The following is a 10,554-nucleotide window of genomic DNA, read 5'->3' as shown; positions in this document are numbered from 1 at the left end:
CCGCCGCCCGAGCTGGGACTGCCCGCCGAACCGCGGATGCGCGTGAGCGTGTTCCTGTCGGTGTTCGACGTGCACGTCCAGCGGATCCCGGCGTCATCAGACGTCCCGGAAGTGGCTTTCGCGACACCCGAAGCCGGCAGACGCGCGCTCCACGAACTCAAACCATTCAGCAGGAGACGCCCGACCGTCCGTTCTCGACCCGCGCGGTCAGCGTCCGCAGGAACGACGGATCCCCGTCCGCCGTCACGCGAACGTCGTACCAGCCGCCCGAAACCGGCCAGTCCACGGTGACCGAACGGCCGGCCCCGACCCGCACCACCCGGGTGAACCGCGAAGACGACAGCCGCAGCGTCAGCGCCGAAGTGCCCGAGTTGGACAGCTTGAACTCGACACCCGAACGCCACGTCAGGAACCGAGTCCGGACGTCGACCCCCGCGGCGGCCCCGCGACGGTTCCCGCGCAGCTCCCACCACGACCGGTTCGGCCCCTGGACGACGACGCGGTAGTCGTCACCGGGCAGGCGAACGACCTCCGGCGCCTCGCCGCGGACGTCGCGGTGCGCGGGCTCGGGGAATTCGCCCTTGTACGGGTACAGCGCGAAATGCGCCGAAGACGAGCCGCTGTTGCCCAGCGAAAGCGCCAGGTTCCCGGACTTGTCCACCGAGCCGGACACCGAGACCTGGTACGGCAGCGGACGCGACGGCCGGTTGCCGGGCTCGGCCACCGGCAGGCTCTGCTCCGCAGGGGCGGACGGGCGCCAGCGGCTGATCGGCGCGGGCACCGGACCGGGCCGGTTCACCCGCGGCTGACGTCCCGCGCGCGAGAAGTCGAAGGCGCCGGTGAGGTCGCCCGCGACGGTCCGCCGCCACTTGCTGATGTTCGGCTCGCCCACGCCGGTCCAGCGCTCGAGGAACCGCAGCACCGAGGTGTGGTCGTACACGGTGGAGTCGACGTTGCCGCCGATCGACCACGGCGAGACGACCGTCATCGGCACGCGCGGCCCGAAACCGAGCGGCTGGCCGTTGAAGTGGTCGGCGTCGTTCGCCGCGTTCCCGGGCGGCATCGGCGGCGGCACGTGGTCGAAGTAGCCGTCGTTCTCGTCGAAGTTGATCAGCAGCACCGTCTTCGACCACGTGTCGCGGTCGGACGCGAGGGCGTCGAGCACGCGGTAGATCAGGTTCGCGCTGCCGACCGGGGTGGACGCGCCGGGGTGCTCGGAGTCCTTCGCGGACGGCACCAGCCAGCTCACCGCGGGCAGCCGCCGCACCTGGATGTCCGCCTTCAGCCTGGTCACCAGCGTCTCCGGCTCGCTGCGGTACATGGCCTTCTTGAACAGGTTCCGCTCGGCGGGCGTCAGCTTCGCGACCCCGGCGTCGAACTGCGCCTGAAGCTTCGCGCGCTCCTCGGGCGTCTTCTTGAGCAGCTCGTCGTAGAACTCCTCGGTGGTGCGGAACTTCTGCTCGACCGAAGCGAGGATCTTCGTCCCGACCTTCTTGAACGGCACGAAGTACTCGACCGCGTTGTCGGTGAAGTTGTCCCACTCCTGGTAGATCTGCCACGGCACCCCGGCGGCTTCGAGCCGCTCCGGGTACGTCGTCCAGTCGTAGCCCGCGTGGTCGTAGGAGTACGCCGCGTTCGAGACCGCCCGGTTCGTCGTGCTGCCCGGTTCGAAACCGGTGGTCCCGGTCCAGAGGAAGTTCCGGTTCGGGTTGGTCGAGCCGAAGATCGAGCAGTGGTAGGCGTCGCAGATGGTGAAGGTGTCCGCGAGCTCGTACTGCAGCGCGATGTCGCGGCGCTCGTAGTACGTCATGGTGGCGGGGGTCTTCGCCGCGATCCAGCCGTTGTTCCAGCCGCGCGCCCACGCCTTGCCGCTGCCGTTCCAGCTGTGGTCGAGGTCGCCGAGGTACTGGATGTCGCCGGTGTTCCGGCCCGCCAGTTCGGCCGCCTTCCGCACCGAGAACGGCAGCACGGTGCCGCCGGCGGGGTTCGGCTGCTCGAACACCGATTTGCCTGACGGCAGTTCGAGCGGATGGGCGTCGGAGAAGCCCCGGACGCCGCGCAGAGTGCCGTAGTAGTGGTCGAACGACCGGTTCTCCTGCATCAGCACGATCACGTGCTCGATGGCGTCCAGTCCGCCGCGGCGCATGGGTTCGGCCATGGCGGCGTGCACGGACGGCGGGAGAAGGGTGGTGGCGGCCGCGGCGCCGGTGGCGCCCAGCAACGTACGGCGTGACAGTTCAGGCATGCGGGCGACCTAATCCCAGCAATGTGAACGGCACAAGAACCGAACAGGTCGTCTTGACGGCTAACGTCGTTCGCGACGCTCCCCGTCCCGGTTCGCTGCGCTGAGTGACGGTCGGGCGGGGTGACACCGCTGAACGGGCAGAGGGGCGGTAACCTCACGGGCACCAAGACCGCAGACCCTTGAGGAGGGCCCGTGTCGGCAGGGCAGATCGCCGCGCTGATCGCCGCAGGAGCATTCGTCGTACTCGTCGTGCTGCTGGCGATCGTGCTGTTCAAGCTCGGCCGGACCCTGGACGAGGCCACGATCGCCATCCGCAAGGCGCACGAGAACACCGACCCGCTGCTGATCGGCGCGAACGAGACGATCACGCACGTCAACACGCAGCTGGAGCGGGTCGACGGCATCACCGCCAACGCGCAGGCCGTGTCCGGCAACGTGTCCGCGCTGTCGTCGGTGTTCACCGCGACGCTCGGTGGTCCGCTCGTGAAGACGGCCGCGCTGTCCTACGGCCTCAGCAAGGCCATCAAGGCCCGCCGCAAGAAGGCGGAAGCGAAGGCCGCGCGCCCGGCGAAGCGAGGCCGCAAGTGAAGCGCCTGTTCTGGCTCGGTGTCGGCGTGGTCGCGGGCGTCGCCCTGTCACGCAAAGCGACGGAAACCGCTCGCCAGGCCACTCCGGCGGGGTTAGCCTCGAACTTGGGCGACGCCGTGCGGGAACTCGCGGGCGCCGTCGGTTCGTTCGGCGCGGAGGTCCGCGCCGGGATGAACGAACGGGAACAGGAGCTGCACGACATGGTGTCCGAACGCACCGGTTTGAGCACGGCCGCCGAAGGCCCTGCGGGCAGGCACGCGGCCCAGCCGCGGCGCCCGGCCCGGCGAGCTCGCCGGGCGGAGGGCTGATCGGGTCGCGTCCGCGACCAGAAGAGCCCAAGCCCTCCGCCGTTCCGGCCTGTCCGCATTCCCCGCGCTTCCGCGCGAGCCCGTATACAAGGACGATCCCGTGGAAACACACGAAATCACCCAGCGCTTCCTGAGCCATTTCGAGAACAAGGGCCACACGCGCGTGCCCAGCGCGCCGCTGATCCTCGACGACCCGAACCTGCTGTTCGTCAACGCCGGCATGGTCCAGTTCAAGCCGTACTTCCTCGGCGAGGCCCCGCCGCCGTACCCGCGCGCGACCAGCGTCCAGAAGTGCGTCCGCACGCCGGACATCGACGAGGTCGGCAAGACCACCCGGCACAACACGTTCTTCCAGATGGCCGGGAACTTCTCCTTCGGCGACTACTTCAAGGAAGGCGCCATCGAGGCGGCCTGGGAGCTGATCACCAAGCCCCAGAGCGAAGGCGGCTACGGCCTCGACCCGGCGCGCATCTGGGCGACCGTGTACGAGGACGACTCCGAGGCCGCGGGCCTGTGGAAGAAGCTCACCGGCCTGCCCGGCGAGCGCATCCAGTCCCGTGACGGCAAGGACAACTACTGGGACATGGGCGTGCCCGGTCCCGGCGGCCCGTGTTCGGAGATCTACTACGACCGCGGCCCGGACTACGGCCGCGAGGGCGGCCCGGTCGCCGACGAGGACCGCTACATCGAGATCTGGAACCTCGTCTTCATGCAGGACGTGCGGGGCGACAAGAGCCCGAAGCACGGCCACAAGCCGATCGGCGAGCTGCCGAAGAAGAACATCGACACCGGAATGGGCGTCGAGCGCGTCGCGACGATCCTCCAGGGCGTCGAGAACGTCTACGAGACCGACCTCGTCCGCCCGGTGATCGGCCGCGCCGAGGAGTTCTCCGGCCGGCGCTACGGCTCGGGCCACAACAGTCACGTCGATGACGTCCGCTTCCGCGTCATCGCCGACCACGCCCGCACCGGTGTGCTGCTCATCGGCGACGGCGTCACCCCGGGCAACGACGGCCGCGGGTACGTGCTGCGCCGTCTGCTGCGCCGCATCATCCGCTCCGCGCGCCTGCTGGGCGTGCACGAGCCGGTGCTGCCCGCCTTCGCCGCGGTCGTCCGCGACACGATGGGCCCGACGTACCCCGAGCTGGTCTCCGGTTTCGACCGCATCGAGGACGTCGTCCGCGTCGAGGAGGAGGCCTTCCTCTCCACGCTCACCAGCGGTTCGCGCATCTTCGACCTCGCGGCCGAGGAGACCAAGCGCGAGGGCGGCTCTCTGCTGGCCGGCGACAAGGCGTTCCAGCTGCACGACACCTACGGCTTCCCGATCGACCTGACCCTCGAGATGGCGTCCGAGCAGGGCCTGACCGTCGACGAAGAGGGCTTCCGCACGCTCATGAACGAGCAGCGGCAGCGCGCGAAGGCCGACGCGGCGTCGCGCAAGACCGGTCACGGCGACCTGTCCGAGTACCGCAAGGTGCTGGAGCAGAGCGGCGAGACCGAGTTCCTCGGCTACACGGACCTTCAGGCCGAGGCGAAGGTCGTCGCGCTGCTGGAAGACGGCGTCCCGGTGCGCAGCGTCGGCGCGGGCAAGAAGGCGGAGCTGGTCCTGGACCGCACGCCGTTCTACGCCGAGAGCGGTGGCCAGGTCGCCGACACCGGCGTGCTGCTCGGTGACGGCGTCGAGCTCAAGGTCCACGACGTGCAGAAGATCGTGCCGGGCCTGTTCGTGCACCGCGTCGAGGTCGTCGACGGCGAGGTCGGCGTCGGCAGCGCGCTGACCGGTTCGGTCGACCAGCACCGCCGCCTGTCGATCGAACGGTCCCACTCCGCGACGCACCTGGTCCACGCGGCCGTGCGTGGCGCGTACGGCAAGCGCGCGGCGCAGGCCGGTTCGCTGAACTCGCCGGGCCGCATGCGCTTCGACTTCACCACCTCCGGCGGTGTCTCGGCCGACGTGCTGACCGAGGTCGAGGAGGAGGTCAACGACTACCTCCAGACCAACGTCGAGGTGAACACCTTCGTCACCACGAAGGACAAGGCCCTCGAACTGGGCGCGGTCGCGCTGTTCGGCGAGAAGTACGGCAACGACGTCCGCGTCGTCGACATGGGCGAGTACTCCCGCGAACTCTGCGGTGGCACCCACGTCGACCGCATCGGCCAGCTCGGCCTGGTGAAGCTGGTGGGCGACTCGTCCATCGGTTCCGGCGTGCACCGCGTCGAGGCGCTCGTCGGCACGGACGCGCTCAAGTACGTCCGCAAGGAGCAGCTGCTCGTCTCGCAGCTCGCGAACACCTTCAAGGTGCCTTCGGAGCAGCTGCCGTCGCGGATCGACGACGTGCTCACCCGGCTCAAGAACGCCGAGAAGGAGATCGACCAGCTGCGCACCCAGCAGGTGCTCGGCTCCGCGGGCTCGCTCGCGGACAAGGCCGAGGACATCGGCGGGGTCGCGGTCGTCGCGGAAAAGCTCGGCGAGGGCGTCGACTCGAACGGCCTGCGCGCGCTGGCGCAGGACATCCGCGGCAGGCTCGGGAACCGTCCCGGCATCGTCGCGCTGTTCGCGCCTCAGGGCGAAAAGGTCGCCTTCGTCGTCGCCACCACCAAGGCGGCGCAGGAGAAGGGCATCGCGGCGGGCAAGCTCGTCCCGTCCTTCGCCGAGGCGATCGGCGGCCGTGGCGGCGGCAAGCCGGACATGGCCCAGGGCGGCGGCACGAACCCGGCCGGTGCCGAGCAGGCCATCGCCTCACTGCGCGCGGCGGTCGCCGAAGTTGGCTGACGACGCCTTTCAGCGGCGCCCGGATCGGCCCGGAGAGTCCGATCCGGGGCGTGGCAGGCGACTCGGGGTGGATGTCGGATCCGTCCGGGTCGGGATCGCGCTCAGCGATCCCGACCCCATCCTCGCGAGCCCGCTCGTTACCCTCACTCGCGACGCGACTGGCGACAAGGACGTCGACCAGCTCGTCGAACTCGTCACGGAACACGACGTGGTCGAAGTCGTCGTCGGGCTTCCGCGGACGCTCAAGGACCGTCACGGTCCGGCGGCCGAAGCGGCGCTGGACTACGCCGAAAAGGTCGCCGCGAGGATCGCTCCGGTCCCGGTGCGGCTGGCCGACGAGCGGTTGACCACGGTGACGGCATCCAGGATGCTGTCGCAGCGTGGGGTGAAGGGACGTAAGCAACGTGCCGTCGTCGATCAGGCGGCCGCGGTCGAGATCCTGCAGGCGTGGATCGACGCGGTAGCGGCACATCGCGCACGGAAGGGCGACACATGACCGAGCCCCACGGCCGGCCCGAACGCCGTCAGGGCGGTAGACGAAGGTTGCGGGAGCCTGAAGAGGCCACTCCGCCACCGGCCCCGCCCCGTCGCAGGCCCGAACCCCAGCCGACGGGCCGACGCCACATCCGGCAGGAACCCCCGGAGGCCCCGCCCGCGCCGCGTGTGCGGCGTGCGGCGGAAGAACCGCCGCCTCGTGCGCGCCGGTCCCCGGAAGAGCAGCCGCCGGCGCGTGCGCGCCGGGCCGCCGACGAACCGGCGCCTCGTGCGCAGCGTCCGGCCCCGCACCGGCGGGCCACGGAACCCGCGGCCCCGCCGCCACCACAGCCACCACCCCCTGCCGCACCGCAGCGGCGGTCCCCCCAGCCGGGTGACCGGGGTCTTGGCGTACCCGCGTACGCCCAGGACGAGCCTCCCCGTCCCGGCCGCCGCAGGCGCCGCGAGGACGACGGCCCGCTCCCGGACGAACGGCCGACCGACGTCATTCCCGCGATCCAGGAAGCGCCGATGGCCCGCCGTCCCGGCGCGGCTCCTCCGCCGCCTCAGGGCAGCGAAGAGGAATACGACGAGATCTTCGGCGAAGACGCGTACGACGACTATGACGAGTACGACGACTACGAGGATTACGAGGACGAGCAGGGCTTCGAGGACGAAGACCGCGCCGAACCCGAGCGCATCGAGGACGAACGTCCCGATCGCCAGGGGCCTCCGCCCAAGAAGCGCAAGAAGAAGCGCGCGCTGGGCTGGATCGCCGCGCTGACGGTGCTCGTCCTGCTCGCCGGCGGTGCCTACTACGGCTTCACCGAGATCTTCGGCTACGACGACTACGAAGGCTCCGGCGAAAGCGACGTCCTCGTCCAGGTGCAGAAGGGCGACTCGACGTCGGCGATCGGCAACCGGCTCCAGGCGGCCGGAGTCGTCGCCAGCGGCAAGGCGTTCGTGAAGGCGGGCGAGGACAACACCGCCGTCTCGCGGCTCCAGCAGGGCTACTACGTCATGAAGACGAAGATGTCCGGGGCCAGCGCGGTCGAGAAGATGACCGCGCCCGCGTCGAAGGTCGGCCAGGTCGAGATCCGGCCGTACACCCAGTTCCACGACATCACCCAGCCCGATGGCAAGAAGACGCCCGGGGTGTACACGTTGCTGTCCAAGGCTTCCTGCGCGGACCTGAACGGCACGAGCACCTGCATCCCGGTCGAGGAACTGAAGAAGACGATCGAGACCGCGGATCTGGCGAAGCTGGGCGTGCCGTCGTGGGCGGTCGAGGCCGCCACCAACGCCGAGCACAAGGACCGGCGGCTCGAAGGGCTCATCGCCCCGGGCATCTTCAACGTCAAGCCCGGCTGGACGGCCGAGGAACTGCTCACCGACGTCGTGAAGACCTCGGCCGAGCGCATTCTGAACGCGGGGCTGAGCGAGCAGTCCAAGGGCGAGGGCAAGACGCCGTACGAGACGCTCACCATCGCCTCGATCATCGAACGCGAGGCGGTGAAGGCCGACTTCGGGAAGATCTCGCGGGTCATCTACAACCGGCTCGACGAGAAGATGCGGCTCGAGATGGACTCGACGGTCAACTACGTCCTCGACCGGCCGACCCTGCTGACCAAACCCGAAGAACGGGAAAAAGCGGGCGTCTACAACACCTACAAGTCGGTCGGTCTGACCCCGACGCCGATCGCTGTCCCGAGCGCGGAGGCGATCCAGGCCGCGTTGAAGCCGGCGGCGGGCGAGTGGCTGTTCTTCGTCAAATGCGAGAAGAACGGACTCTCCTGCTTCACGGTGACGAACGACGAGCACAACAAGGCCAAACTGGACGCACAGAGGCGCGGTGTCTACTGAGCGCAAGGCCGCGATCCTCGGGAAACCGGTCGAACACTCGCTCTCGCCCGTGCTGCACGGCGCCGCTTTCCGCGGGCTGGGGCTGGACGGCTGGACCTACGAGCGGGTCGAGATGGACGGTCCCGGGCTGCCCGCGTTCGTCGGCGGTCTCGGTCCGGAGTGGACCGGGCTGTCGGTGACCATGCCCGGGAAACGGGCCGCGCTGGAGTACGCCGACGAGGTCACGCCGCGCGCGGCCGCCGTCGGCGCGGCGAACACGCTGGTGCGCCGGGAAACGGGCTGGCTGGCCGACTGCACCGACGTCGACGGCGTCACCGAGGCGTTGCGGATCGCGGGGGAGTACACGCCGGGCCAGGACGACGCGGCGATCGTCCTCGGCGCGGGCGGGACCGCTGCGGCGGCCGTCGTCGGACTTGCCGCGCTCGGGGTGCGGACGGTCCGGCTCGTCGTGCGGGATCCGGCACGGGCGACCGAAACAGTCGAGGCCGCTCAGCGAGCCGGGCTCGACGTCGAGGTCCTGCGCTGGGCCGACGCCGACTTCGGAAAGATCGCCGGGGACTCGGCGGTGCTGGTGAACACCGTGCCCCCGGACGCCGTCCGGCCACATCTGACGGAGCTCGCCGGGATCGGCTGCGTCCTCGACGTCATCTACCACCCCTGGCCGACCGCGCTCGCCGAAGCCGTCGCCGACCGGGGCGGGCGGCTGGCCACCGGGCTGGACATGTTGCTGCATCAGGCTTTCGGGCAATCCGAGTACTTCACCGGGCAGCCCGCGCCGCGTGCCGAAATGCGGGACGCGCTGCGCGAGGCGACCGGCGGGATCCTTTCTTTGCCGATTCTTTGAGCGGAAACCCCTGACAAGATCGTCCGGATTCGATAATCTGGCCGACTGCCTTGAAGAAGGAACCAAGGGGGTCACATGCCTAAACCCGATCGAGACGACTACACCGAAGACGACATCGACAGCGCGTGGGTCGGTCAGGCGCCGGTCCTGAATTCCACCGTCACCCTGGCCGAATACGACCCGGCCTGGCCCGGGCTGTTCGAGCGGGAAGCCCGGCGCATCAGGGAGATCCTGGGGGACCGCGCGCTGATCCTGGAGCACGTCGGCTCCACATCGGTCCCGGGGCTCTGCGCGAAACCGATCATCGACATCATGCTGATCGTCCCCGATTCGAACGACGAAGACGCATACGTGCCGCAGTTGGAGGCCAGGGGCTACACACTTGTCATCCGCGAGCCGGAGTGGGAGAAGCACCGCAGCTTCAAAGGTCCGGACACCGATATCAATCTGCACGTGTACTCGCCGGACAACGGCCAGACCGAGCGCTACCGCCTCTTCCGCGAGCGCCTGATCGCGCACGAGGACGAGCTGAAACTGTACGAGGCCAAGAAACGCGAACTGGCGTCGCGCACCTGGAAGTACATCCAGAACTACGCCGACGCCAAAACAGAGGTGATCGACGAGATCATCGAACGGGCGCGCGCCGCCCAGTACGACGGGTTCGCCCGGCTCTACGCGGCGCACGCCGAGACCAGCAGCACCAACGCCCACTACGACCGTCCCGCCATCGTCGAACTGGCCGGGGACGTGACGGGCAAGCGGGTGCTGGACGTCGGCTGCGCGGCGGGACATCTGAGCGCGCTGCTCGCGGCGAGGGGCGCGGACGTCCTCGGCGTCGACGCCAGCGCGGGCATGGTCGCCGTCGCCAAGGACAAGTTCGGGGATGTCGCGAAGTTCGAGACGGCCGATGTCAGCTGGCCGTTGACGTTCCTTGAGGACGCTTCGATCGACGTCGTGACGGCGTCGCTGGTGCTGCACTACCTGAAGGAGTGGGGGCCCGCGCTCGCGGAGTTCCGGCGGGTCCTGAAGCCCGGCGGGCTCCTGGTGTTCTCGGTGCACCATCCCGGCGAGGACTGGCGCTGGTTCGGCAAGGAGAACTATTTCCGGCTCGAACTGCTCGACGACGAGTTCTCGCTGGGGGAGTACAACCAGAAGGTCCAGTTCTACCGGCGGCCGCTGAGCTGGACGTTCGGCGCGGTGCGGGACGCCGGGTTCGCCGTCGACAGGCTGGTGGAGCCGATGCCGGAGGAGGCGATCGCGGACTCCGACCCGCGGTGGTACGCGAAACTGCGGACGCAGCCGCGGTTCCTGTACTTCAAGACCGTCCGTGAGCCCGGCGTTTAGTCCTCTGAACGCGATCCGGCGCGGGTGCGCAAGTTCGTGAAGGCCTCCTTGAGGGACCCAGAGTCCCTCAAGGAGGCCTTCACGGACGGCCGGATCGCCCAGCCGCCACAGAAAC

8 protein-coding genes and 1 pseudogene are annotated in these 10,554 nt (G+C 69.4%); 8 read left to right on the top strand and 1 reads right to left on the bottom strand.

Annotated features, from left to right (window positions below; all coding sequences use genetic code 11):
• Nucleotides 1–120, top strand: a pseudogene (locus AB0N89_RS40345) (phosphatidylserine decarboxylase family protein); the annotation flags it as partial.
• A 46-nt stretch (nucleotides 121–166) separates the two neighbouring features.
• Here the strand turns inward: AB0N89_RS40345 and AB0N89_RS40340 are convergent.
• A complete protein-coding gene (locus AB0N89_RS40340; RefSeq protein WP_364216801.1) occupies nucleotides 167–2,245 on the bottom strand; it encodes a phosphocholine-specific phospholipase C in 2,079 nt (692 codons plus the stop codon).
• Between the two features lie 192 nt (nucleotides 2,246–2,437).
• On the opposite strand from AB0N89_RS40340, the gene AB0N89_RS40335 reads away from it, so the two are divergent.
• The 7 genes from AB0N89_RS40335 (at nucleotide 2,438) to AB0N89_RS40305 (ending at nucleotide 10,439) form a co-directional block, all read left to right on the top strand.
• The gene (locus tag AB0N89_RS40335; protein ID WP_364216798.1) at nucleotides 2,438–2,833 is read left to right on the top strand and encodes a DUF948 domain-containing protein; all 396 of its coding nucleotides are present in this window, start codon (nucleotides 2,438–2,440) and stop codon (nucleotides 2,831–2,833) included.
• Nucleotides 2,830–3,141, top strand: a complete 312-nt coding sequence (locus AB0N89_RS40330) for a hypothetical protein (protein ID WP_364216796.1) — start codon at nucleotides 2,830–2,832, stop codon at nucleotides 3,139–3,141. The genes AB0N89_RS40335 and AB0N89_RS40330 overlap by 4 nt, the downstream gene beginning before the upstream one ends.
• Nucleotides 3,142–3,241: 100 nt before the next feature.
• Entirely contained in the window at nucleotides 3,242–5,914 is a 2,673-nt protein-coding gene (alaS, locus tag AB0N89_RS40325; RefSeq protein ID WP_364216793.1) for an alanine--tRNA ligase, read from the top strand.
• On the top strand, nucleotides 5,907–6,410 hold the full coding sequence (ruvX, locus tag AB0N89_RS40320; RefSeq protein ID WP_364216790.1) for a Holliday junction resolvase RuvX: 504 nt from the start codon (nucleotides 5,907–5,909) through the stop codon (nucleotides 6,408–6,410). The genes alaS and ruvX overlap by 8 nt, the downstream gene beginning before the upstream one ends.
• Nucleotides 6,411–6,919: 509 nt before the next feature.
• Nucleotides 6,920–8,251: an endolytic transglycosylase MltG gene (mltG, locus tag AB0N89_RS40315; protein WP_364216787.1), complete on the top strand. Its 1,332-nt coding sequence runs from the start codon at nucleotides 6,920–6,922 to the stop codon at nucleotides 8,249–8,251.
• Between the two features lie 13 nt (nucleotides 8,252–8,264).
• Nucleotides 8,265–9,095, top strand: a complete 831-nt coding sequence (locus tag AB0N89_RS40310) for a shikimate dehydrogenase (protein WP_364216804.1) — start codon at nucleotides 8,265–8,267, stop codon at nucleotides 9,093–9,095.
• Between the two features lie 75 nt (nucleotides 9,096–9,170).
• Complete coding sequence (locus AB0N89_RS40305; RefSeq protein ID WP_364216784.1) at nucleotides 9,171–10,439, top strand: GrpB family protein; 1,269 nt, start codon at nucleotides 9,171–9,173, stop codon at nucleotides 10,437–10,439.
• Nucleotides 10,440–10,554 lie beyond the last annotated feature (115 nt).

The organism is Amycolatopsis sp. NPDC089917 (assembly GCF_040684635.1).
GTDB lineage: Bacteria > Actinomycetota > Actinomycetes > Mycobacteriales > Pseudonocardiaceae > Amycolatopsis.
Note: the sequence above shows the minus strand (reverse complement) of the source record. Positions and strands in the feature narration are given on the sequence as shown.